The 25723-nt window shown below is 38.0% G+C and carries 17 protein-coding genes; 4 read left to right on the forward strand and 13 right to left on the reverse strand.

Going from position 1 to position 25723, the window contains the following annotated elements:
• Positions 1-4: 4 nt before the first annotated feature.
• Positions 5-2290, reverse strand: coding sequence for an aminotransferase class III-fold pyridoxal phosphate-dependent enzyme (locus tag Q2T41_RS17855; RefSeq protein WP_304437182.1), 2286 nt, complete (start codon positions 2288-2290; stop codon positions 5-7).
• Positions 2291-2410: 120 nt separating this feature from the next.
• On the opposite strand from Q2T41_RS17855, the gene Q2T41_RS17860 reads away from it, so the two are divergent.
• A complete protein-coding gene (locus Q2T41_RS17860) occupies positions 2411-5191 on the forward strand; it encodes a M16 family metallopeptidase (protein ID WP_304437183.1) in 2781 nt (926 codons plus the stop codon).
• Positions 5192-5259: 68 nt separating this feature from the next.
• On the opposite strand, the gene Q2T41_RS17865 is transcribed toward Q2T41_RS17860, so the two are convergent.
• From Q2T41_RS17865 to Q2T41_RS17920, 12 genes are all read right to left on the reverse strand, one after another.
• Positions 5260-7671, reverse strand: a complete 2412-nt coding sequence (locus Q2T41_RS17865; protein ID WP_304437184.1) for an alpha-ketoacid dehydrogenase subunit alpha/beta — start codon at positions 7669-7671, stop codon at positions 5260-5262.
• 157 nt (positions 7672-7828) lie between these two features.
• A complete protein-coding gene (locus Q2T41_RS17870; RefSeq protein ID WP_367186900.1) occupies positions 7829-10678 on the reverse strand; it encodes a gluzincin family metallopeptidase in 2850 nt (949 codons plus the stop codon).
• An 8-nt stretch (positions 10679-10686) separates the two neighbouring features.
• Entirely contained in the window at positions 10687-11373 is a 687-nt protein-coding gene (locus Q2T41_RS17875) for an LOG family protein (protein WP_089261325.1), read from the reverse strand.
• Positions 11374-11411: 38 nt separating this feature from the next.
• A complete protein-coding gene (gene uvrA / locus Q2T41_RS17880; RefSeq protein WP_304437478.1) occupies positions 11412-14243 on the reverse strand; it encodes an excinuclease ABC subunit UvrA in 2832 nt (943 codons plus the stop codon).
• Between the two features lie 162 nt (positions 14244-14405).
• Positions 14406-14903 carry a PepSY-associated TM helix domain-containing protein gene (locus Q2T41_RS17885; RefSeq protein ID WP_304437185.1) on the reverse strand — a complete coding sequence of 166 codons (498 nt, stop codon included), beginning with the start codon at positions 14901-14903 and terminating at the stop codon, positions 14406-14408.
• Positions 14869-15072, reverse strand: a complete 204-nt coding sequence (locus Q2T41_RS17890; RefSeq protein WP_304437186.1) for a hypothetical protein — start codon at positions 15070-15072, stop codon at positions 14869-14871. The genes Q2T41_RS17885 and Q2T41_RS17890 overlap by 35 nt, the downstream gene beginning before the upstream one ends.
• A 61-nt stretch (positions 15073-15133) precedes the next feature.
• Entirely contained in the window at positions 15134-15736 is a 603-nt protein-coding gene (locus Q2T41_RS17895) for a TonB-dependent siderophore receptor (protein WP_304437187.1), read from the reverse strand.
• Positions 15737-15799: 63 nt separating this feature from the next.
• Positions 15800-17182 carry an exonuclease domain-containing protein gene (locus tag Q2T41_RS17900; RefSeq protein ID WP_304437188.1) on the reverse strand — a complete coding sequence of 461 codons (1383 nt, stop codon included), beginning with the start codon at positions 17180-17182 and terminating at the stop codon, positions 15800-15802.
• A gap of 6 nt (positions 17183-17188) precedes the next feature.
• A complete protein-coding gene (locus Q2T41_RS17905) occupies positions 17189-19249 on the reverse strand; it encodes an ATP-dependent helicase (RefSeq protein ID WP_304437189.1) in 2061 nt (686 codons plus the stop codon).
• A gap of 217 nt (positions 19250-19466) precedes the next feature.
• Complete coding sequence (gene ligD, locus Q2T41_RS17910) at positions 19467-21887, reverse strand: DNA ligase D (RefSeq protein WP_304437190.1); 2421 nt, start codon at positions 21885-21887, stop codon at positions 19467-19469.
• Between the two features lie 3 nt (positions 21888-21890).
• Entirely contained in the window at positions 21891-22664 is a 774-nt protein-coding gene (ku, locus tag Q2T41_RS17915; RefSeq protein ID WP_304437191.1) for a non-homologous end joining protein Ku, read from the reverse strand.
• A 74-nt stretch (positions 22665-22738) separates the two neighbouring features.
• The gene (locus Q2T41_RS17920; RefSeq protein ID WP_304437192.1) at positions 22739-23080 is read right to left on the reverse strand and encodes a hypothetical protein; all 342 of its coding nucleotides are present in this window, start codon (positions 23078-23080) and stop codon (positions 22739-22741) included.
• 276 nt (positions 23081-23356) lie between these two features.
• On the opposite strand from Q2T41_RS17920, the gene Q2T41_RS17925 reads away from it, so the two are divergent.
• The 3 genes from Q2T41_RS17925 to Q2T41_RS17935 all read left to right on the forward strand — a co-directional run bounded on the left by Q2T41_RS17925 (position 23357) and on the right by Q2T41_RS17935 (position 25723).
• Positions 23357-23716 carry a S24 family peptidase gene (locus Q2T41_RS17925; RefSeq protein WP_304437193.1) on the forward strand — a complete coding sequence of 120 codons (360 nt, stop codon included), beginning with the start codon at positions 23357-23359 and terminating at the stop codon, positions 23714-23716.
• Entirely contained in the window at positions 23677-24987 is a 1311-nt protein-coding gene (locus Q2T41_RS17930) for a Y-family DNA polymerase (RefSeq protein WP_304437194.1), read from the forward strand. Before Q2T41_RS17925 ends, Q2T41_RS17930 begins: the two co-directional genes overlap by 40 nt.
• 256 nt (positions 24988-25243) lie before the next feature.
• Positions 25244-25723, forward strand: coding sequence for a (2Fe-2S)-binding protein (locus tag Q2T41_RS17935; protein ID WP_304437195.1), 480 nt, complete (start codon positions 25244-25246; stop codon positions 25721-25723).

Consider the following 25723-nt stretch of genomic DNA (forward strand, 5'->3'; position numbering starts at 1 on the left):
CGTTTTAATTATATACCTTAAAAGTATCGATTTTTTTTTGATTTTCTAAAATAATACGTAATTCACTCAATAACAAATTTGTGTTTTCCTTAGTAAAATATAGGGGAGGCTTAATTTTCAATACATTGTCATACGGCCCGTCCGTACTTATAAGAATATGTTTTTCCCGTAGTTCATTTTTAATATTTTTTGCCAAAACCGTATTCGGTAGGTTTTTGTGGTCCAAAAGCTCTACACCTAAAAACAGCCCTTCCCCACGTATGTCCGCCAGTTCAGGAAATTCGACTTTTAATTTTTTTAGGCCATTTTTAAGATATTGCCCTACTTTATGGGCATTTTCCGGCAAATCTTCATTATCCAAGACATGTAATACCGCCTCGCCAATAGCACATGACACCGGATTACCGCCAAATGAACTGAAAAACTCCATACCATTATCAAAACTTTGGGCAATTTCAGTTGTGGTCACTACAGCTGCCATAGGATGGCCGTTGCCAATAGGTTTTCCTAATACAACAATGTCCGGTATTACGTCATACATTTGATATCCCCAAAAATACTTGCCCAACCTTCCAAAACCTACCTGTACTTCATCACTTATGCAAACCCCTCCTTGTTGTCTAATGCCTTTATATACTTCCATCAAGTAATTTTGGGGTAATGGTACCTGGCCTCCGCAACCTACAATTGGTTCAGCAATAAAAGCGGCAATTTGACCTTTATTTTCATTAATGATTTGTATGGCATCTGCTATATAATACGCTGCCGCTTTTTTATCATTTCCTAATTTGACATTAAAGAGTTTGGGAAGCATTGTTTGTAAAACATTTTCCTGTCTACCGTTTCCTCCCTTATGATGATACTTATAGTGACTGATTTCAATAGCATTCTGTGTATTTCCATGATACCCGTGCTCCAATACCAATGTTTTATGCTTTTTGGTATGTGTTTTTGCAAGGCGTATGGCAAGATCAGATGCGGCACTTCCTGAATTGACCAAAAATACTTTGTTCAATTCTGGTGGAAATTTGTTCAATAGCTTGTCCGTATAGGACAATAATTCGTCATAGATATAGCGCGTATTGGTATTTAGTTTTCCCATGGCCCGTTGTCCGGCCCTAACCACATCTGGGTGACAATGACCTACTTGAATGATATTGTTGTACGCATCCAGAAACGTATTGCCATCTGTATCATACATATACTGAAATGCAGCGCCATACATTTGAATTGGTTTTGTGTAGCTCAAAGAAAGAGCATCGCTTAAATTGTTCTTTCGCCTTTTTAATTGAGTTTGTAAAGGTTTTGTTTTGTTTTTTTCAAAACCACATGCATTCCTAAAAACATTTTTAGCCAATAAAGGGTTTATGGTAATCCATTTGTGCAGCAACTTCCATGCAGCTTTTTCACTTATGGTAATGTATGCAGAATCAGGTTTTTGTTTTTTTGTATGAGCGGAATTTAGAACGCTAGTGCATAATCTAGCCGCAATTAAATAATATATTATATCAATTTCTCTTTCCTCTAAGGGTAAAATTTTATGATATGCTTTTATTACCGTTGAGGCAACTTGCAATGGATGTTCTTTGTTCATTAATATATAGGTAAGACCTATGACCAGCTCATTGATCAGCCATGAATGGCACATGTCCCCAAAATCTATTATACCAGAGATATGGTCGTTATTTACCAATATATTCCAATCGTTTGCATCGTTATGTATGCAGCTTTGTCTTAACTCATATTGTAAAGGCATAACATGTTCCTTATACTGCACACAATAATAATGTACCAAACTTCTATGTCTGGCTATTGTAATTTCTTCTAAGTATTTCCAATTCTTTTGAAAATGCTTAAGGTCCCATTGCGTTACTTTCGCTTTTATTTGTGGATGTTCATAGGTTGCTAAGCAATTGTCAAGTTTGGCCAACATGGTGCCAAATGAATTATATAGTTCCTTAGTGTGGTGAGACTCGGCCAAGAAATTTCCGTCCAAATAAGTGAGTAGTCTATAAATCCATTTATCGGTCCAACAAAATAAACTGCCAGTTAGGGTGGGTACAGGTTTGGAACTCTTTATTCCTTGTTCATTCAATAACGATAAAACTTTATTTTCCACATTAATTGAATGTACGTTCTGAGATTGGTTTTCGTATACCTTTAATACATACACATGGCCACTGGCAATAATCTTAAAATTTATACTGTCATATCCTTCTAAAGGTATAATAGAAGGTTCTTTAATTTCATATTCATGTCGTAATACAGATGTTATCTCTTTAGTGTTCATTCAAAAGTAGATTAGGTTTTTTGAAGTATGCTCTTGATAATTAGAAATTTAATGAAAGATATTCATAGTCCTATCCAAACATAATCTATTATATTTACGATAATCAAAAAAACATTCATCATGAAAAAATTTATTTTATGTATTTCCCTTGTGGTTTTTATGGCAGGTAAGAACGTTGCACAGGATTTTCAGTTCACAACAGACCAAATAGACTTCAAATATGAACGCTTTGTTTTGCCCAATGGATTGACGCTTTTGGTGCATGAAGACCATAAGGCACCTATTGCTGCGGTTAATGTCTGGTATCATGTAGGGTCCAAAAATGAAAAACTGGGCAAGAGTGGCTTTGCTCATTTATTTGAACACCTCATGTTCAATGGTAGTGAAAATTTCAACGATGACTATTTTCAAGCATTGGAACGTATTGGTGGTACGGACTTGAACGGTACTACAAATTCTGATCGCACAAACTATTTTCAAAATGTACCTACATCGGCACTTGATCAAGTGCTGTTTTTGGAATCTGATCGTATGGGGCATTTGTTAGGGGCTATTGACCAAGCAAAACTGGACGAACAACGTGGGGTCGTCCAAAATGAAAAGCGGCAAGGAGAGAACCAGCCATATGGCAAACAGTGGGAATTGCTGACCAAAGCGCTATATCCTAAAGGTCATCCTTATTCGTGGACCGTTATTGGAGAAATGGAGGATTTGAACGCAGCTTCCTTAGAAGATGTACAGGAATGGTTTAAGGCTTATTATGGTGCCGCCAATGCGGTTATTGCAATTGCAGGGGATGTGGAGCCACAAGAGGTCTATAAGAAAGTGTTGAGTTATTTTGGGGATATACCCGCCGGACCAACGATTATGAGGCAAGAGGTCAATATTCCCGTAAAATCTACCGATTCGTATCAAGTCTATGAAGACAGGGTGCCAGAAGCACGTATATTACTTACTTGGAACACACCTGAATTTGGGAATAAAGAGGATATCCATTTTGATTTGATTTCGGCCATTTTGACCAGCGGTAAAAATTCCAGACTTTTTAAACGTTTGGTATATGACGAACAATTGGCAAGTTCTGTTGTGTCTTTTCAATCCTCTAGTGAAATTGCCAGTAATTTTGTAACCTGGGCCAATGTAAAACCTGGGGGCGATGAAAAGCGGGTTCAGGAAATCATGGAAGAGGTATTGTCCAGACTAATTGCTGAAGGTCCTACGGAAAAGGAATTGAAGAGGGTAAAAGCATCCTATTTCGCAAATTTTATCAAGGGGCTTGAGCGGATTGGTGGTTTTGGTGGCGTGTCAGATATTCTTGCCTCCAACCAGACCTACTTCGGTGACGCAGGATACTATAAAACGGTCTTGAAATATGTGGAAGAGGCCACAACGGCAGATGTACAGGCAACCGCTAAAAAATGGCTGACCAAAGGTAAACATGTATTATTGTGCAAGCCATTTCCAGAATATACGGTTACTGAAAGCACGGTGGATCGTAGTAAGTTGCCAGAGGTAGGCGAAGCAAAAAGTTCCGTTTTTCCAGAATTGCAAAGAGATAAATTGTCTAATGGATTAAACATTGTATTGGCAAAAAGGACCGGTGTTCCTACCGTAGTCATGAACCTTATGTTCGATGCCGGTTATAAGACCGATTATCTGTCCAGTCCGGGTACAGCGGAATTGGCCATGAATCTATTGGATGAGGGAACAAAGGAATTGAATTCATTGGAAATTAATGAACGCCTACAATTGTTGGGCGCAAGTTTATATAGTTATTCAAGTCAGGATAATTCCAATGTCTATTTAAATACGTTGAAACCAAGTCTTAACGCCAGTATAGATTTATTTGCGGATGTAATTTTGAACCCTGCCTTTCCGGAAAAGGAATTTGAGAGGCTTAAAGAGGAACAAATCAACACAATAAACCAAGAAAAATCGCAACCAATTTCCATGGCATTAAGGGTAATGAACAAATATTTATATGGTGAAGGTCATCCGTACAGTAATCCATATACGGGAACGGGTTATGTGGAAACGGTTAATAAGTTGACCAAGAGTGATATAGAGTCATTTTATACTACCTGGATCAGACCTAACAACGCAACATTGGTAGTTACGGGAGATGTGGAGATGAAAGATTTAAAATCTAAGTTGGAAAAAGCATTGGGTAAATGGAAAAAGGCAGATGTGCCTACCATAAACTTTGCTACACCAAAGGTAAATTCTAAGAACACCTTATATCTCATGGATAGACCAGAATCAGAACAGTCCGTAATCCTGGCCGGGCATTTGACCGAAAAATATGGGGATGTATCACAAATTGCACTGGAACAAATGGTGAGTATTCTTGGGGGCGATTTTACATCTAGAATAAACATGAACCTTAGGGAAGATAAACATTGGGCTTATGGAGCAAGTGGATTTGTAATGGGCGCTAAGGCAGAAAGACCGTTCATTATGTACGCACCCGTGCAAACGGACAAGTCTGCAGAATCGGTTACTGAACTTAGAAAGGAAATATCAGAATTTATTTCAACCAGGCCGGTAACCCAGGAGGAACTGGACAAAGTAAAGACCAATCAAATTTTAAGTTTACCAGGGCAATGGGAAACCAACAGTGCGGTAAACCAATCTATTGTCAATATTGTAAAGTATGATTTAGCGGACGATTATTATCAAACCTATGACAGTAATGTTCGTAACCTTTCCTTGGCAGAAGTAAGGGATGTTAGCAAAAAAGTTGTACACCCTGAAAAAGTAAATTGGTTCATGGTAGGGGATAGGGCAAAAATAGCCGAAAATTTAGATGCCCTTGGTTTTGATGCTATTATTGAAATTGATGCGGATGGTAACCCAAAAATGCCTGCGGTAAAAACGACCAAAACCGATATTAAAAATTGATTTTAGTAATTTTTAAAAAGAGCGCCCATCAAGTATTGATGGGCGCTCTTTTTATTTTAAAGGAATACTTATCTCAATTTAGGAAAACCCTTGGGATTTGCCTCGTGCATAATAGCATATACCTTTTCAAATATATCTTCCCTATTTGGTTTTGAAAAATAATCACCATCGGTACCGTATGCGGGTCTGTGGGCCTTGGCGCTCAGCGTTTGGGGTGCACTGTCCAAATAATTAAAAGCCCCTTGCTTTTCTATAATCTCATTCATTAGATACGCAGAACAGCCACCCGGTACATCTTCATCTACAACCAATATCCTGTTCGTTTTTTTGATACTTTTAAGTACATCTTTTTCAATATCAAAAGGTAGTAAGGACTGCGCGTCAATGATTTCCACATCAATACCAACTTCAAGAAGCTCTTTTGCCGCTTTTTCAACAATTCTTAAGGTTGATCCATAGGAGACAATAGTAACATCATTACCTTCCCTAATGGTCTCTACTTTACCAATAGGTGTACAGAATTCTCCAAGATTACTAGGTTTAGGTTCCTTTAGTCGATATCCGTTTAAACTTTCAATGACCAAAGCAGGTTCATCGCTTTTAAGTAGTGTATTGTAAAACCCTGCCGCTTGGGTCATATTCCTTGGTGCCAAAATATAAATTCCCCTCAGCAAGTGGATCAATCCTCCCATTTCGGAACCAGAATGCCAAATACCTTCAAGTCTATGCCCTCTGGTTCTAATGATCAACGGAGCTTTTTGCTTACCGGCGGTACGGTAAAGCAATGACGCCAAATCATCTGTTAACGTTGGGAGCGCGTAGAAGATATAGTCCAGATATTGAATTTCGGCAATGGGCCTTAGGCCTCTTAATGCCATACCTATACCTTGGCCAATTATAGTAGTTTCTCGTATTCCTGTATCCGCTACCCTAATTTTACCATATTTCTCCTGCATGCCTTCCAATCCTTGGTTGACATCACCAATGGCACCGGTATCTTCACCAAAAATTAAAGTATTTGGGTATTTTTCAAACAATTTATCAAAATTGTCCCTTAAAATGACACGGCCATCAACCTGTTCGTTTTCATTTTTATAGGTAGGCGGTATGGCTTTTATATTTGAAGCCTTGTTTTCATTTTCATTATAAAGATGTGCGCTGTAAACGTGTTGGGCATCATTTAGGAACTTTGTAGTCCATGTATTCAACGCATTTTTTTCAGCAGTTTGTTCGCCTAATAGATACCGTAATGATTTACGGGCGGCAATGGCCAAATCTTTTTTGATAGGTTCCTCTACGGCTATCAGGTCATTCTTAATTTTATTTAAAAAATTCTTGTTCGCACTTTTTGAGGCCGCTTGGTCAATTAAGTGAATCAAACTTTTTTTAGCATTGAGTAGACCTTGTAGATACTCGCTCCATGCTTCTTTTTTTGCTTCCCTGACCGTTCGTTTTATTCTTTTTTCTATAGTCTCCAGCTCCTCTACGGTTGCTATGCCAGACTCCAATATCCATTCCTTAAAACGTTTGTTACAGTCATTGTCCCGCTCCCATTCCAATCTGGCGTTATCCTTGTATCGTTCATGGGAACCAGAGGTGGAGTGACCTTGTGGTTGCGTAAGTTCCTTTACATGGATCAATACGGGTACATGTTCTTGACGTGCAATATCCGCAGCATTTTCATAGGCATGCATTAATGCGGTATAATCCCAACCATTGACCTTGAATATCTCAAATCCATTATCGGTATCTGTGCGTTGAAAACCTGAAAGTACTTTTGAAATATCCTCTTTGGTGGTGTGGTATTTGGCCGGCACGGATATACCATATTCGTCGTCCCATATGCTAATGACCATAGGTACTTGTAGCACCCCGGCCGCATTAATGGTTTCAAAGAACATACCTTCACTAGTACTGGCATTGCCAATAGTACCCCAAGCTATTTCATTTCCGTTGTTGGAAAATTTGGCACTATCCAACCCATCTAAATTTCTATATACCTTAGATGCCTGTGCCAATCCTAATAATCTGGGCATTTGTCCTGCCGTACACGATATGTCCGCACTACTATTCTTTTGTTTGGTAAGGTCTTTCCAGCTTCCATCTGCATTAAGACTATGGGTGAGATAATGTCCGCCCATTTGTCTACCGGCGCTCATTGGTTCTTTTTCTATATCCGTTGTAGCATAAAGCGCATGGAAAAAGTGCTTTGGGTTCAATAGGCCCAAAGCCATCATAAATGTTTGGTCCCTGTAGTATCCACTTCTGAAATCCCCATTTTTGAAGGATCTGGCCATGGCCAATTGGGGCAGTTCCTTACCATCACCGAAAATTCCGAATTTGGCTTTGCCGGTAAGCACTTCCTTTCTGCCCAAAAGACTACAGGTCCTACTTAAAAAAGCAATTTCATAATCACTTATGATCTGCTCCTTAAAGTCGTCAAAAGAAATATCATTGCTTGTTTTTGATGAAACGTCCATGTGTGTTACCGATTTTTACAAAACTACCAATTCATGTAGATTATAGCAACGTCGTTGCTAGTTAATTTATTCCATATTTGTCAACAAAAAAGGTGGAAATCTGTATAATTTTTAATTTAATAACAAAAAAGAAGGTTCTGAATTAAAATTTGATAGTTTAAAACCATTTTCTTGTAAATAACCCAGTTAGGGTTTTGGGACTAACGGTAATAATGAACCGTATCTTTTCTCCGTAATTGGGCTGGGATACTTCCCAACCGTTGTTGGAATATAAAGGAAGGTACAGTTCAAAATAATCCGTAACCAGGTTTAAACGTACACCGGAATCATACACAAACTTTTCACTAAACCCATTATTTTTTACCAAGCCTGCATCCCCATACAACTCAATCCATCTCCAAAGGTTAAAGCTTCCGTTCACCGTGGCCATCCAATTATTTGAAAACCGATATTCCTTATCCAAAAAGGATTTGAATCCGCCTTCGGCAATAATAATCTGTTGGCTATAAATACCTGAATCTTCAGACCTTCCCAAATAGCCGTAGTCAAACAAATAATCCGTAGGTCTATCCAGGGCAAAACTAAAAAAATCTGTCTGTGTCCTATTACTCAGAAATTTACCTGCAAAGAACCTAAGGTTGAGCTGTCTATTGTTCTCAAATAATTTACGATACTCGTATTCAAAGGAAAGTTTGCTAAAGTTTCCTGCCAATTGAAAATCCACGAACCAGGAATTATAATCCAAAATACCATTGTTCCTGTTTATATATCGTGCATTGAAGACACTATAATCCGGATTGTCCGGGTCATTGGCCAAATTTTGTAATGAAGGGTCAAAATCCCTTAAGATATTGACATACCTAAAAGATAAAAATTCCCTTTTATTACTGATTAAATCCGCAGGCCTAAAACCTAAACTAAAAGAGGGTGTTATGGAGGTATATCTGGAATTTACATTAAAATGCGATGTTGATGCGCCAATGGCGTAGTTGGCCACATAGAGACCACTCTTGCTCAAGTATTTTCTATAACTGAATTTACCGTACCCAACAAAGGCTTTTTCCTTAAACGAGTAGGAGGGGGAAAAATCATAGACAAATGGTCTTTCCAACAAGGTTTTGTTGTAAAGGCGCATGCCGGGTACCCAACCGTCATACACGTTGAAATTTAAGACCGGAACATAAAAAACCTGATTAAAATACGGGTTTTCAGCATCCTTAAAAAAAGTAAATTTCAACTTTTTGTTACTTGAAAGGAAACCTTTTAAGGATTTCCAGTTATCCCTCTGGTTAAATTCCGGTATTTTTTGATCATAGTTAAGAACCAATTTATCCTCTTGATTGTTGGCTATGGTAAACGTTTTTTCCAACGCAATATCACTGAACCAATATTCAGATATTACAGAATCGTTCTTTAAGCCAAATACAGATATAGGAACATTGGTACCTTCCTTATTTTTGATCGTCACCAAAAGGGAATCTTCAGTTTTTTTGACTTTCTTTATTTTGAAATCTATCTTCCTATCCGTAGATACATAATCCTTAAAAAACCAATTGATATCCTGTGTGGTGGAACGTTTTAAAATAGATTCAAAATCAAGGACCTTAACCGTATTTAATTTATAATACTTATAAAAGGTCTTAATGCTCTCATCTACCTTTTCCTTTCCTATATAGTCTGCCAGATAGGCCAATCCCAGTCCTGCCTTATATTTATTCGCAATTTTTTGGTTGAACTTGATCAAGGAGTCGTTTGGTGTCTGTAAAGCTTGATCTAAATTCTTGCGCGCAGTTAAGTTATATAAAAAGGCATATTGATCATTAAAATCCATTTTGGCCAACTCAAAACTTCTAAAACCCCAAATTCTGGATAATTTACCCAACAGTTTTTGATCAGGGTAATATTGCTCCACATAGGCAATCATTAGATAATTTGCTATGGCACTGTTCAACCATTGCTCCTTTCTTGGATTTAAGAACATGCTTTCCTTTAATATACTGTTCAGTGCAGTTTTAAGGAACTTCATCTCAAACTGAAATTGCTCTTCATAAGGTCTTATGAACGATGGCAGCTGGTTTAGACCATACAAAGGGTCCTTATTATAATCTAGCTCACTGACCAAAACCTTTTCGTGCGGATATTCCCCAAGGTTGTTGTAGATAAAATCCGCTACTTTATTGATGGACAAACCTTGACCAATTGGACTATATCTTGGTGCCTTAATATTGGTCAAAAATGTCATGTACGGCGTGGTATGGGTGATAAACTCATCATTGGTCTTCAATATAATTTCACCGCCTCTCTGCAAGTTTCCCCGTAGTTGGGCAAATTGTCCATTGGGAAATGATGAAGATGAGGTAACGTTAAAATTTGAAGCCAAATATAGACTATCGGGAAATTTAAAATCAATTACCGTATTGGTGACATTGGTATGGAGGTCCTCAAGATTTTTATTGGAGTATAAAGCCCATTTGCCATCATATACCGCAGGGGTCAAATACCAATCCTTTAAATAATATCCACCTTTAGGGTCATAACCATAAGGTGTAAATTTATTGGGAGGTAATTTAACTTTATAGGTAATAAAAATTTTGGTGGTTTCCTTTGGCGGTAACATTTTGTTCAGGGTAACTTTCAAGATATCCTTACCTTCGGTACGGCCCCATTGTAACCCATTATAGGCATCATCTACAACGCTGACTATTGTAGTAATTCCTCTTTCGTCAGCTTTGGCTAGATGTAGGGATTTTTTGAATTCCTGAGCAAATCTTTTAGCAAGCCCCGTATTTTTATCCGAATAGGCATTGGCCCAATCGTTAAAATAGAGTACTCCCAAATTATAATTGGAATTGTTATAATAGGTAAATTCTTGTTTGATTTCCAGTTCTTTGGTATACTCGTTCAAGTTTACCGTTAGACTTGTCTCATATTGTGCATGACCCTTTATGCCCATAATAAGCATAAGGACAACAACGATATAAAAAAAAGATTTGAATTTAGGGGCCAAGGCTAGGATTAAAAATTAGGACTCATAGAATGACCTTTATAGAAAGAATCGATAATTTCTACAACTTCATCTTCAGTATCAACAATTTTTATCAAGTTTAAATCCTCTGGACTAATATTACCTACCTTCAGCATGGTGTTCTTTACCCAATCCATTAAACCTGTCCAAAAATCGCTCCCTACCAAAATAATTGGAAATTTGCCAATCTTATGGGTCTGTATTAAGGTTATTGCCTCAAAGAGTTCATCTAACGTACCAAAGCCGCCTGGCATAACCACAAAACCTTGTGAATATTTCACGAACATAACTTTTCTAACGAAGAAATAATCAAAGTCAAGACTTTTATCGCCATCTATATACGGATTGTCATGCTGTTCAAATGGTAAATCTATATTTAGACCTACGGAGGTGCCACCCGCAAGGCTGGCGCCTTTATTACCAGCCTCCATAATTCCTGGGCCACCGCCTGTTATAACTCCATAACCTGCTTCTGCTATTGATTTTGCAATAGATACCGCCAATTCATAATATGGGTCTTCTTCCTTGGTTCTTGCCGATCCAAATATAGATACGCAAGGCCCAATTTTACTCATGCGTTCAAAACCGTTGACAAATTCGCCCATAATCTTAAAAATGGCCCAAGAGTCATTTGTCTTAATTTCATTCCAGCCTTTATGATGTTTCTCTGATCTCATATATATTTATGTATTCTTACCTTTTATTTAAATTGAACTTATGCCAATTCTCTTTTTAAGAACGTAGCTGTATAGCTTTTCTTATTCTTTGCCACTTCTTCTGGTGTTCCTTTTGCAACCAATTGCCCACCGGAACGCCCTCCTTCATACCCAATATCAATAATGTAATCTACCATTTTAATTACATCCATATTGTGTTCTATGACCAATACGGTATTTCCTTTATCGGCTAACTTGTTCAGTACATCCATTAATACACGTATGTCCTCAAAATGTAGGCCAGTGGTGGGCTCGTCCAAAATATAAAAGGTGTTTCCCGTATCTCGCTTAGATAGTTCGGTTGCCAATTTTATACGTTGGGCCTCACCTCCCGACAAGGTGGTAGACTGTTGTCCCAAAGATATGTAACCTAGGCCAACATCTTGTATGGTCTTCAACTTACGATATATTTTAGGAATAGGTTCAAAAAAATCTACCGCTTCATTGATCGTCATTTCCAGTACATCGCTTATAGATTTACCTTTGTACCTAATTTCCAAAGTTTCCCTATTAAAACGTTTGCCGTTACACGTTTCACACTCTACATATACATCAGGTAAAAAATTCATTTCTATTACCCGAAGTCCACCTCCTTGACAGGTTTCACAACGACCACCTTTAACATTAAAACTAAACCTGCCGGGTTTATATCCCCTTATGGAGGCTTCTGTGGTTTTTGCAAATAAGGACCTTATTTCACTAAAAACTCCCGTGTATGTTGCCGGGTTTGATCTTGGTGTCCTGCCGATCGGCGATTGGTTAATATCTATTACCTTGTCTATATGCTCCAGTCCGGTAATTTTCTTGTAAGGCATTGGTTTTTTTACGCCATTAAAATAATGGGCGTTCATTATCGGGTAAAGCGTCTCGTTGATCAATGTAGATTTACCACTTCCGGAAACACCGGTTACGCCTATCATTTTTCCCAATGGAAACTTGACCGTAATATTTTTTAAATTGTTGCCCGTGCAGCCGGACAGTACTATTTCATTGCCATTTCCTGGCCTTCTTTTTTTAGGGACCTTTATTTCCTTGACACCGGTCATATAGTCCGCAGTCAATGTATGTACATGTTTAAGCTCCTCTGGTGTACCTTGTGAAATAATCTCTCCACCATTTTTACCGGCCTTTGGACCAATGTCTATCACATGGTCCGCCCGTTCTATCATATCTCGGTCATGTTCCACCACGATTACTGAGTTTCCAATATCCCTTAGAGACTCCAAGGATTTGATCAAACGTTCATTGTCCCTTTGGTGCAGACCAATACTTGGTTCATCCAATATATAAAGCACACCTACTAATTGGGAACCAATCTGGGTAGCCAACCTAATGCGTTGTGCCTCACCACCGGAAAGCGATTTGGAACTACGGTTCAAGGATAAATAATCCAACCCTACATCCAATAAAAACTGTATTCGCGTATTGATTTCCTTAATAATTTCCTCTGCTATCTTCTGTTGGTTGCCCTCTAGTTTTTGGTTCAACCCTAAAAAGAATGCCGATAACTCCACTATATCCAAATTGGCCAACTCTGCTATGTTCTTACCTTCCAATTTAAAATAAAGCGACTCCTTTTTAAGTCTAAAACCATTGCAGGACGGACAGGTTATTTTATCCATATATTCCTTGGCCCAGCGTTTAATGGAAGTTGATGCCGCTTCCTCAAATTGATTTTTTATGAAGTTGGATATTCCTTCATAATCAATTTTGTATGTTCTTTTAACCCCCAAGGTTTTAGAATCTACCTCAAAACTTTCCTTGCCTCCGTTCAATAGGACATCAATTGCGTCTTTTGGTATGTCCGCAATTGCATCGGTCAGTTCAAAGTTGTACCGTTGGGCAATAGTTTCTATCTGTTTGAAGGCCCATGATTTTTTAAATTCTCCTAGTGGAGCAATTCCTCCCGCCTTTATGGATAATTTCTTGTTGGGAAAAATCTTCTTTTCATTGACCTCATATACATGTCCAAGACCACTGCAGTAGGGACATATGCCTTTTGGGGAATTGAAGGAAAAAGTATTTGGTTCAGGTGTAGGGTAGGAGATGCCGGTGGTTGGGCACATTAAGTCCCTGCTAAAATACCTTGGAACCTCTGTACCTTCTTCCAAGACCATTAATACATTGTTACCACTGTACATTGCGGTATTGATGGTTTCGGAAAGGCGTTTATGAAAGTCTTCACTTTCAACGACCTTTAAGCGGTCAATTACTATTTCAATATCATGTGTTTTGTAACGGTCAACCTTCATGCCTTTGACCAGGTCCTTGATTTCCCCGTCTACCCTTACTTTTACAAAGCCCTGTTTGGCAATTTGCTCAAATAGTTCTCTATAGTGTCCTTTTCTGGATTTAATTATAGGTGCCAAAATATTGATTTTCTTATCGGCATAGGATGCAATAATTAGATTCTTGATCTGCTCATCACTATAACTTACCATTTTTTCGCCCGTATTATAACTATGCGCATCTGCAGCACGTGCAAAAAGTAAGCGTAAGAAATCATAGACTTCCGTAATGGTACCTACGGTTGATCTTGGAGATTTGGAAGTGGTTTTTTGTTCAATGGCGATAACGGGCGATAAACCGTCTATCTTATCTACATCCGGTCGTTCAAGACCTCCTAAAAATTGTCTGGCATAAGCCGAGAACGTTTCTATGTACCGTCGTTGTCCTTCGGCATAAATGGTATCAAAAGCAAGGGAAGATTTTCCACTGCCAGATAGCCCCGTTATGACTACAAGCTTATTTCTGGGTATGGTAACATCTATATTTTTAAGGTTGTGCACACGTGCGCCCTTGACCTCTATATTTTCTTCGTATTCAATCATGTATTCATAGCAAAGTTGCAAAAGTACGATTTTGAGTGCGAATTAAATACCCCTATAAGACTCTTTGAATGACCTTATTGCAAATATAAAAGTGTTAAAAAACTTACATCTTTCCATTGTCTGGATTTTTTATGGAACAATGAAGTGATTTGATGTAAACCATTATGTATTTGTTGATCTTTTTTTATAATGCCTTCCATACCATAAGAATGCACCCGTTACGGGTAATGTTGCCGTTAACAGGCTTATCAAAAATGCGATTGTTTTTCCTGCAAGTCCGCCTATCGCCCCTATATGAATATCATAGTTCATTCTAAGTAATTTGTCCGCGGCCTTGGCGTTTTCATATTTTCCATACAGGCTTGGAGTTTCAATTTCTTCCAATGTGTGCTGGTCAAAAAATCTATAGTCGGCATTATAATACAAACCGTCACTATGAGAAATTTCAACATAAATACTTTCATTTTCCGTAGCAGGATAATGCAGTTCTATACTTTTGGCATTTGGGGATTCTTGCCTTAATTTGGTAACCAGTACATCCATTGGCAATATGTTGCCCAATTCCTGTCCGTTACTCTTATTTGCAGGAATAATGAACTCCACATCTTTTTGTCCGCCAATTGACTTATATACTGCATAATGAAGCCATGTATAGGACATTATGCATAGGAAGCTCTTGGGGCATAACTTTTTTGTAACCATCATAAAAACTTGCTATCTCTTTTCTAAATGACCAACAGCAACCGTTTATGGCCACAATAAAAACCACAACGCCCGTGACCAGACCCAAAATTTTGTGTAGTTGCAATATGAATTTTCTAATTGTCATTTCTTTTGGAAATTAAAGGGCAACTTTATATAAAAGTTACCCTTGGTTAAATTCATTTCGTTTAGAAAGTATAGGTAAGGTTGGCCAGTAAAGCTCTAGGTGTCTGTGGAGAATTAGTGGTCCATCCTTTATAATATTCCTTATTAAACGCATTGTTCAATTTTACTCCTAGCCTGTAGTTATTGGCTTGATAGAAGATGGATGCATTGGCAATGGTGTAGCTAGGCAAAATGAATTCACCGGTAGATGTATAATTAATTGCAAAACGCTCACTTGATCCATTTATACCAAAACCAAGGCCAAAATCATCAAATGGGCCTGATTGGGATTCATAATTGGCCCAAAGGTTGTATAAAGTTTCCGGGCCTGCCTCCAAGGGTCTTCTGTTTAAAATTTCAGTATTGTCAGAGACCGTGGTCTCACTATCGTTATTGCTATATCCGGCCCTTATGATCAATCCCTTTAGGGGATTTGCGTTCAATTCAATTTCTATACCTTTGCTCACCACTTCTCCGCCTTGAATTTTATTGAAAGGAGAAGCTGGGTCGGTTATTACGCGGTCCTTCACCGTTATATCATAATAACTTACCGTTGCATTTAAGCTGCCATTAAACATATTGGTCTTTACGCCCGAACTCCAATTGATTGGCCTGCTCCGGGTCAAAGTTCTTTAGTGTCTGCTGTCTAATTTTTTCTATTGTAATTAGGTGAATTTAGTTACATACACCTAATTTAAATACGTAATTTTATGGGGATTTTTCTTTCTATAGGCCATAACAATTTTAGCGGTATGGTACGTATGGCGCTTGGGCATCAATAATCCTTCTAAGTCTTGGATGGATGCAATTGCCATGGAAGGGTCCAAAAAACCAAAGCCTTGATACACTCCATGGAGTACAAGTACAAAACTACGTTCTGATCGCGCTCTACCTTTTTCAAAAATCGCATAATTTTCATTTTCCCTATTTAAAAAGTCCAAAGCCTGGGATACTCTGGCATTATATACGGAAGGTTCCTCCAGTCCTTTACAGATTCCTTTGCAAGCACTATAACTTATGGGCAAGCATTTACCCAATTTACTTGTTAAACCTGTTGCCGTAGGGCATAGGTTAAATTTTTCAGTAAGCTCAATTAATCGGTTAATGGCATCCCCACGTTTTAAAAAGATTTCCGTGGGTGTATGTTGATAAGGGCGCCGTTCTATCCTTAAACGTAAGACCCCCTTTTTGTCTTTTTGGGGTACAATATGATAGGTTATATATGCTTTCTTTTGAATGTAATTGAGCTCAGGATCCAATTTTTGAATTAAATCTGCCTCTCTTAACAAGGCCAGTAATTCACTGCCTGTAAGTTCAAAATCTATACTATGTGTGGACGTACATAATTGCAATTCTTTTTCCGAAGAATTATAAAAATGACTTTGCACACGTTTTTTTATATTTTTGGCTTTCCCTACATAAATTACTTCCCCATGTATATCTTGAAATTTATAAACACCAGGTAAAGGGGGTAAATGTTCTACATACTTATATGCGGTAGACTTGGGAACAAATACTTCTTTTTTATTTTTCTGAAATAAGAATGTATCGATATAATTATCGTCTTCATCTAACCGCAACAGCCTTTGGAACAACGTGGTTACCGCATCATTTTCTTCATGAATATCAAACCTGTCAAAAAAGGGAATATTAAGTACATTACAGAGGTAAGGCAACTCATAATTTACCATATGGGGCAGTAGTTTTTTTGAAAGTCGCTGCGTACAAATTTGTGGCATTTTAAAAAGATGACCCAAATATTTAAATTCTGATTGTAACGCAAAATGTAGAAAAGACACGTTATGTCCTACTAGGATACAATCTTCCAATTCTAAGAGAATGGTTTCCGATACTTCCCTAAAAGTAGGGGACTTTAACAATATTTCATCAGTGAGGCCGGTTCTTTGTTCTATATAAAAAGGGATTCTTTGCTCTGGGTTAATATAGGAGGAAAATGTTTTTGTACCATGATCGCCATTTACCTTTTGTATTTCTAGTTGTACTATTCGTAGCGGGTTAGGCTTTTTCCCAAAGACGGTCATGGAAATGACGGCAAAATTTTTATCTGGCATTGTTTACTAATTAAAATCCATTCCAGAGGAAAGATCTATTTGATTGGGTTCCGGTGCGTCCTTAACCTTATTGAAATCTTGGCCAATGGTTTGTTGTTCAACCAGTTTTTCCGGTAGTCCGGTAAGAAAATAGGTTTCGGCATCATCTGTAGCCTGTCCGGTATTGGACGGAATTGATTTACCGTGAATAGCGGCAATGGAAGCCGTATTTCTAGTGATGATCAATCTGTTTTTGGCTCTTGTAAGTGCTACATATAAGACTCGCCGGTCTTCTTCAATGGCATCCGTATCATCTAATGACCATGCTGACGGAAATGATTTTGGCGATACGTTCAATACAATGCATACATCTGCCTCAAGCCCTTTGGCAGAATGAATGGTTGATATTATTACATGGTCCTTATTCTCGGAAGTTGCCAATTGAGATTCGCTCAACACAGGTGCACCGTTCATTTTTTCGGCATTGTCCAGAAGGCCCTCGCCAATGAACTCACCAAGGCTTGCATAACTATCCGCCAATAATTTTAACACAGGAAAATCACCCTTTCGTTTTTCCACCCAATCTTTTCTATATCTAAAGGCTAGGCCCAATGACATGGCCTCATATGCAATATCCACCATTTTTCCCACCTTGCCCTTTTCTTTTTGTACGGCATGGTACAATTGGGATATTTTTTGTCCATCCTTACCGGGTATCGCACTTTCCAACAAAGTTGGTATTTCGGTCTTACCTTCATCTGCAATGATAACGGCCATAATCCTAGATGCCCTTACCTCGCCAATGCCTTCCCAAAAAGTTAAAAAGCGAACCCATGCAATCTCATCGTATGGATTATTGACAATACGTAGCAAGGAGACCAAATCTTTTATGTGGGCGGCCTGCAAAAACTTACGACCCCCATACGTGATGTAAGGTATTTTTCGTCTAATGAATACGGCCTGTAATGATTTGGTGTAAAATTGTGAACGGGACAAAATGAGGTGGTCAGAAAATTTTCTATCCTCATCCGTATAATTTTTTAAGACCTCATCGGCAACCCAATTGGCTTCTTGCCATTCATCACTTACATTTAATAAAATAGGCAGTTCACCGCTTCCTCTAATAGACTGTAATCTTTTATCATACGCAATTGGCGATTTATCCAATAACCAATTGGAAATATCCAATATCTCTTGGGTAGACCTGTAATTTTTCTCCAGTTTATAGACTTCAGATTCTTTTACACGTTCTTTAAATTGATGTACGTTCTTAAAGTCAGCTCCTCGAAAAGAATAGATGGACTGCGCATCGTCTCCCACACAGAACAAACTGCAGATTTCAATAAAAGGTGATAACAGTTCCCATTGCAGCGGATTGGTATCCTGCATTTCATCTACCAAAAGATAATCAAGGTCTTGGGAAAGTAGTTTTCTTGCCTCGGGATTCTTTTTTAGTTGTGTGGCCACAACCAACAACAGGTCGTCATAATCCAAATACCTTTGCTCCATTTTTTTCTTTTGATACGCTCGAAGCAACAGTTCTACATTGGGCTTCATTGCCGTAATCTCATATTCGGTATCCTTGTCCTGTTTACCCTTATAAATCAAAGTGCGTAATGATTCCGTCAGATTTTTTTTGGTATTCCGGGCATAGGAATAGACATCCAGTAATTGTTGAGGTTTTATGCGTAGTTTTCCGTAAACCTCATTATGATGACCGGCAACCATTTTCATGACTCCCAATTGATCGTCAGGATCTATTACGGTAAAACTGGCCGCCCCAAATAGATTGGGGTATTTAATGATCAATTGATTACACCAAGAATGAAAGGTAGCTCCGTTCAATGTGCGTCCACTGGATTGTGGCAGACCGGCCTTTACACGTTCAACAATTTCATTGGCCGCTTTCTTTGTAAATGTCAGAATTTGAATTTTTGACGGATCGGCCCCATTCTCAATTAGATAGGATGCCCTTGCAATTATGGTACGCGTTTTTCCTGTACCTGCACCGGCAAGTACAAGTAAATGTTTACCTGTATAGGTTACGGCCTTTAATTGGCCCTTGTTTAATTCTTCCTTTAAATGCATTTAAGTTTGTTCAGTACATAAATGACCGCAGAGCAATATGCCCGTACGTTAAAACAAATGCTATCATAAACAGTGAAAACGTGCTCTGTTTAAATAGAATTGGTGAATTTTTTGGTGAGGTTGATTTGTTTACAAAATTAATTAAAATATACATGACGGGGTAGTGGTTAATGGTTTGGCAAACTATGGACCTAATAATATAGTTTTAATTTGCTCATTATCTAAATTCTAATTCCGTCAATACCTTTGCCATATCAAATTCAGTATTGTTTATAAGATTAAATAAGTCTCCTTCTTGCTCCAGTCGTTTAGGGTAGGTCTTCATAACATAGCATTGGGGGTTTAATTTGTCGTTCAATTCTTCCCAATAAATAGGTACGGAAATAGGGGCATTGGCAATAGGCCTAACGGAATGTACAGAGGCGATCGTATGTCCCTTTCTATTTTGTAAATAGTCCAAATAAATTTTTCCTTCACGTTTTTTTATGGTACGCTCCATGGTAGTCAATGAGGGCAACCGTTCTTCAATGACATGGCACAATAGTTTTATGAAATTACGCACCTCTTCATAGGTGTATACAGCCTGCATGGGAATATAAATGTGAATGCCCCTTGATCCCGAAACTTTACAAAAACTTGGGGCGGCTATCCCGGTAAGTAGGTTTTTAAATTCCTTTGCCACCTTTACCACCTTCTTAAAATTCATTTCCTTAGGAGGGTCCAAATCAATTATTCCATAATCTGGATAATCCAAATGCTGTATTCTTGAACTCCAAGGATTAATTTCAATACAACCTAAATTGGCCATATATAGCAGTGTAGCCGTGTTCTGGCATAATAGATAATTGATATCCCTATTGGATGATTTGGAATATATAGGGATAGTTTCTATCCAATCTGGCAAATTTTCATTGTCCTTTTGATAAAAACTTTCTTGTTGTATGCCATTGGGATGCCTGTGTAGACTTTGGGGCCTATCTTTCAAATGTGGTAGAATGTAGGTTGCAATCTGCACATAGTAATCAATTAGATCATACTTTTTTAATCCGGAATTAGGCCAATATATTTTGTCCAAATTACTAATAGGTACTTTAAAGCCATCGACTACTATCGTCTCCTTTCCAACAGTTTTGGGGCCAGTTGAACTATGTACGGCTTTTGGCTCCTGGCCCATTGTTGGTATTGTGCTCTTTAGGCGCTTAAATACCGGATTTCTCAATAAACCATTTTTAGTACGTTCTGTAAATTTTACCTCGCATTCTACAAGCGGTAGCACAAAATGTGCCTTTCGTCCCTTTAAAGATATTTTTTTATCAAACGGATATTCAGAGGTTTTCAGTGGTAAAAGTGCATAATATAATTCATTACGCTGTGCAGTTGAAAACCCAGAACCACAATTACCGACATAGATTAACCTACCATCCTCTTCTGTTCCAAGAATAAGGGAGCCTACACGTTTCGCACTGTTAGATGATTCCGTATATCCGCAGATAAAGGCATCCAGGCTTTGAATTCCTTTTATCTTTAACCACTTGTCCGTTCTATAACCAAGGGTATATGTAGAATTAGCTTCCTTAGCTATTACTCCTTCCATACCTACTTCAATAGCCTTTTGGTACAATGCAGTTCCCATTCCTTCCACATGGTCACAATACTTGCTGATCTTTAAATCTTCAAGTACTTCGGGTATCAGGCTTTTTCGTTCACGTAACGTTAAGTCCAACATACTGTATCCGTTCAAATACAGCATATCAAATACATAATATCTTAATTCTCCTTTGGCATCAGGATAATTTTGAAGTTCCCCAAATTGCGACACACCGTTGTAATCAACCAAAACTACTTCACCATCTAAAATAACTTCATTGTCCAATAATTGAAGTTCATCATATAATTTGGAGAATTTGGTATTGTAGTTAATACCGTTTCTGGATTGTAAAAGGATACCACTTTCAGCTACATGTGCAATAACCCTATAGCCATCCCATTTAAGTTCATAGATGAAATTGGTATCATTGAAAATGGTTTTGGTACTTGTAGCCAACATGGGTTGTACAACGCGACCAGGATGCAGATTTTGTGGGTATTCTTTTATATTGCGCTCCGTTACCGGAACCAATGTTTCTGCATTATAGAAAGCATCAATTGCATACGCATCTTTTTTCTTTAATAACAACCAATGCTCACTGCTTCCCTTTGGGGTGGTACGTACCAAAGCAAAGCGACCTTTAATTTTTTTTCCATGGAAGAATAATTTAAGATTGCCTAACGCCAATTGTTCCAAAAGCGGTTTATCAGTTTCCAAGTGATCAATTTCAAATATGCCATCATCCCATATTTTCATTATACCTGCACCATAATTACCTTTTGGAATTGTGCCTTGAAATTTAAGATAGGGTATAGGGTGATCCTCCGTTCTTACCGCCAATCGTTTATCTGACGGATTCATGGATGGCCCTTTGGGAATTGCCCAGCTTTTTAATGTGCCATCAATTTCCAAACGTATGTCGTAGTGCAAATGGGAGGCTTGATGTCGTTGTATTACAAATCGTTGGGTGTGGGTACCACTTACTAGTTCCCCTTTGGGTTCGGGGGTAGCGGTAAAGTCTCTTTTATCATTATATATCTTTAGACTCAAAGGTTACGATGCTTGTTTTTCACGTTTTTTCAAACTTGCTTTTAATTGTGCCATTAAATCTTTTGCTGGCGTTGGTTTTGATTCGAATTTTTCTGCTTTACTTGTTTTACCGGTAGCTTTAGATTCAATGATTTTTAAAAGTTGCTCGTTGTATACATCCTTGAACTTTGCAAAATTGAACTCTTCCGTATATTGGTCTATTAATGAAATTGCCATGTCCAATTCCTTTTTGGCAATTTTGGTGTTGGGTAGCTCCAATTCTCCAGTATCCCTTATTTCATCCTCGAACCTAATTACATGTAGTACCAGCGCATTTTCATATACCCCAATTAGGGAAAGGTGTTCCTTTTGGCGCATTACAAAGGTTGCCACTCCTAATTTTTCTGTTTTTTTCAATGCATTTCGCAATAATGTATAGGACTTTTCACCTCCCTTTTGCGGTTTAATGAAATACGGCTTTTTAAAAAGCACATCGGACACTTCGTCTTCCATGATGAACTGTTCAATATCAATAGTCTTACTTTTTTTCATATTGGCGTTCTCAAAATCCTCCTTTTCCAAAACGATATAGGTATCATCCTTTTTATAGCCTTTGACAATATCTTTCCACTCAACTTCTTTTCCCGTATCCTCATTGACCCTTTTATATCGTATCCTTGCACCATCATGGCTGTCCAACATATCCAGATCCAATTTTCGGTCCTCAGACCCAGAAAATAATTTTATGGGGATAGATACCAGTCCAAAACTTATGGAACCATTCCAAATTGATCTCATATAGCATATATTTTATCTATTGAAAGCAATGTATTGCTAACTTTTTTTACAACTAACATCTATTATTTTAGTGTTTAGTGAGATAATTCCCAAGAACGTATTTCTTCCGCAATGACCTGTGGAGATTGTTTTCTTTTTTGTGCTATTCTTTGAATGAGCGCACCAATGTTCTCCGTTTTAAATTCCTGTTCCATTTCATTTAATTCCGGAAATTTGGCAAGGTATTCATCTCTTACCGCCAACCATTGTTTTTCTAGATGAACATCATCAGCATCAATATTTACTCCTCCATTATTTACAGGATTACCTACCTCTTTTTTATTTTTGCTGTCCACATCCTCAGTTGTTTTTAATCCTTGATTTTGTTGAACTTCATTGGTTAAGCCTAATTCGTCATTTTTATATTTAGAACCCATAACTTTATTATTTATGTTTTATAGGTGAAATTACTATTGTACCGTGCAGTACACTACCTCTAACTATTTAATAATTAACCGTATCCGTTTTGGGATTGTATAGTTCTACTTTAATTAAAATCAATTTTATTTTTTGGACTAGTTTCCGTTAACAGGATTAGTGAATAACTCTTTATAAAAATAATTAAATTATTTGGAATATATCCTTAATTTTGGAATAAATCCAAATGTTTAGATAGTATTTTAAATTTTGCAAATGAGTCAGGAGTTTTTAGGATGGACGAAGAATTACGGTTAGTTAAGAAAGCGGATAAAAACTATAGGGTGCAGCGGCCTTCCCAAACGGGATTTTCAAGTCCTGCAACACATTATAATGAACCCAGAATAGATTTGAACGAAACACTGGTAAGCAATTCGTCCGCCACCTTTTTTGTTCGGGTGGCAGACGATTCCTTTCAAACATTCGGTATTGCCAAGAACGATGTACTTATTGTAGATAAGTCCTTGGTCCCTAAACCGGAGCAGTTGATCTTGGCCAGTATGGATGATGCATTTCATATCATGCGTGTAGGTAAAGCAGGAGATCCATTAAACTTATGGGGCGTGATAACCTATATCATAAAATCGGTTATATGATCGCATTGGTAGATTGTAATAGTTTTTACGCTTCTTGCGAACAGGTATTTAGGCCTGACCTTAAAAATAAACCTGTAGTAGTGTTAAGTAATAATGACGGGTGTATTATTGCGGCCAATAAGGAGGCCAAGGCTTTGACGGAAATACCTATGTTTCAACCTATCTTTAAAATCAGGAAATTGTTAGATGCCCATCAGGTTACTTACTTCTCTTCCAATTACACGTTATATAGTGATATGTCAAAAAGGGTAATGCAGACCTTGCATCAATTTTCTCCTTTGGTAGAGGAGTACAGTATTGATGAAAGTTTTGTGGATTTGTCTCATTATGACCCAGCAGAGTTGACAGAATTGGCGCAAAGAATGAAGGATACCATTGTGAAAAACACCGGCATACCCGTAGGTGTAGGAATTGCAAAGACCAAATCCCTGTCCAAACTGGCAAACAAGTATGCCAAGAAAGTAGCATCCAACGATAATATCTACATTGTGGATTCTGAAGAAAAAAGAAAATTCCTTTTGCACAATCTTTTGGTAAAGGACATATGGGGTATAGGCAAAAAGCATGCTATTCGATTGCAGAACAACCATATACGCACTGCATTGGATTTTGCCAATATGCCCGTAGCTTGGGTAAGGAAAGAGATGACGGTAATTGGAGAGCGCCTGTGGCGGGAGCTGAACAATATGTCCTGTCTGGAACTCGTGTTGCAACCCAATGCCAAGAAAGGTATAGGAACCGCAAAATCTTTTGGCTATAAATTGACGGATTATACATTGATAGAGGAAGCATGTAGTTACTATGTTGCTGAGGTAGCTGATCTATTAAGGCAGCAACAAAGCGCTGCAGCACAAATTGAAGTATCCTTACAGACCAATCAGCATAGTGCGGTAGATAAGCAATACCGTAATAAAATCGTCATTACCTTGGATACCCCCACGGATAGTACCGCAAAATTAACCAAAGAAGCGCTTAAAGGTCTTCGCCAAATATTCCGGCAGGGATATCGCTATAAAAAAGTGGGCATCAACTTAACGCAGCTAGTACAAAAAAACGAAGTACAGACCAATTTATTCCATACCCCCCATAAAAGTGATAGTGAAGCAATTACCAATGTAATGGATAATCTGAACAATAGGTATGGAAAGAATAAGATTAAATTAGCCACTGTAGGTAACCGCGATAAGGAATGGGCACTTATCAAAGAGCACAGAAGTCCAAGATATACTACCCAATGGAATGAACTTTTAACCATTGGGAGTACCCTATAATATCTTCATTTTATTTGTGGCATACGGTTATTTTTCGGTGTCCCATAAATTCTAAAAGAATGCAAACCCACTTTCCTTAATGGGTCAATAAAACATTTTATAGGACAATGCAAAACCTAGGGTAAGGCTAATTTTATGCATCGTGCAAAACCATTGCTCAGCTTAGAATAAATAACATGTGTTGTGTATCTGATTATATCACAATCAATAAATTCTTCGTCCATGGTGGTTCTGTACTTTATTTAAAAAATAGACCATGGGATTTTTAAGCGAAAATGATATTGAACTGCACATTAATGGTAAAAAACATCAAGTTACCATACCCATCAGTACCACTCTTTTGGACGCTCTACGGGAAGTCCTGAATTTAACAGGCACAAAAAAAGGGTGTGACCATGGTCAATGTGGAGCATGTACCGTGCTAGTAGATGGTAAAGCCATAAATTCTTGTCTTTCATTGGCGGTTATGAACGATGATAAGGAAATCGTGACTATAGAAGGTCTGGCCAGCGATGATGGTTTACACCAAGTGCAGCAGGCTTTTATTGAAAACGATGCCTTTCAGTGCGGTTATTGCACTTCAGGACAAATATGTTCAATGGTTAGTATGCTCAAAATGGGCAAAGGAAAAACACCGGAGGAAATCAGGGATCTTATGAGCGGTAATTTGTGCCGGTGCGGCGCCTATGCCAATATTTTTAAGGTAGCGGAAGCAATGGTAGCAAAAAATAACTGA

The sequence above is a fragment of the Maribacter confluentis genome, from assembly GCF_030505015.1.
GTDB classification, from domain to species: Bacteria; Bacteroidota; Bacteroidia; order Flavobacteriales; family Flavobacteriaceae; genus Maribacter; species Maribacter sedimenticola.